This window comes from Paludifilum halophilum (genome assembly GCF_002245355.1).
Taxonomy (GTDB): Bacteria; Bacillota; Bacilli; order Thermoactinomycetales; family DSM-45169; genus Paludifilum; species Paludifilum halophilum.
Genome location: NZ_NOWF01000036.1, coordinates 1 through 815, shown reverse-complemented (window position 1 = coordinate 815; position 815 = coordinate 1). Strand labels below are relative to the sequence as shown.

Annotated in this window: 2 protein-coding genes; both read left to right on the top strand. The window is 47.6% G+C overall.

What is annotated here, in order from left to right; translation table 11 throughout:
• The coding region (locus CHM34_RS18295) for a YIP1 family protein (protein WP_169713833.1) at window positions 1–539 on the top strand (539 nt) is incomplete at its 5' end.
• Between the two features lie 13 nt (window positions 540–552).
• A partial coding sequence (gene lepB, locus CHM34_RS18290) for a signal peptidase I (RefSeq protein ID WP_094266040.1) occupies window positions 553–815 on the top strand: 263 nt, incomplete at its 3' end.

Sequence of the window (815 nt, the reverse complement as noted above, 5' to 3'; positions counted from 1 at the left end):
AAATACTCGTGCCCACCTGGGTCAGCTTATTCGGCATCAGTTTCACCTTGGATCAGATCTCCTTCAGTGAATATGGGGACTGGTATTCCTTATCTTATCTATTACTCATTTCACTGCCGATCGGGATCGCCGTCGGTTTCGCGGTGTGGCTTCTCTACGGCGTATTGTTTTGGGGCGTGGGGAAGCTTTTCGGAGGACAAGCCACCTGGCAAGAGATGCAAGGGGCGGTAGCATGGGCGATGATTCCCTATATCGCCAAACTGATCCTCTGGTATCTGCGGGCGCTGTTTTTTCAAGAAGAGACCTTTACCCTGTATACACCGACGATTGAGAATAGCTTGCTGTTATTGTTTTTATACTTTTTCTTTCTGGTGTTGGATGTCCTTTTCACCCTTTGGTTTTACGGCATTCTGTTCAAAAGCGTGGCGGAGGCGCATCGATTTTCTTTTTGGAAAGGGGCCCCTGTCGTTTTGATCAGCATTGCGGTGTTATGGGTCGCTTTAAAATACGGGGCCAATCTCGTGATTATGCCTTTATAGGCTGGGTGGATTCATGAATGGGAAACAACGATGGGCTCGTGTCTTTCAATGGACTCTGCTCATTTTTTTAACGTTCACACTGACTTGCGTCCTCCTGTTTTATTTTTATGACGGGTATTTCCTCGTGGGAAACAGCATGGAGCCGACGTTGCATGAGGAAGATTTCGTTTTGGTCCAGACGGAAACCGAGGCCTTTGAAAGAAGGGATGTCGTCCTCTTTCAACCAGAGGATTCCGAATGGATCTTTAGTAAGCGAATCATCGGTCTTCCGGGAGA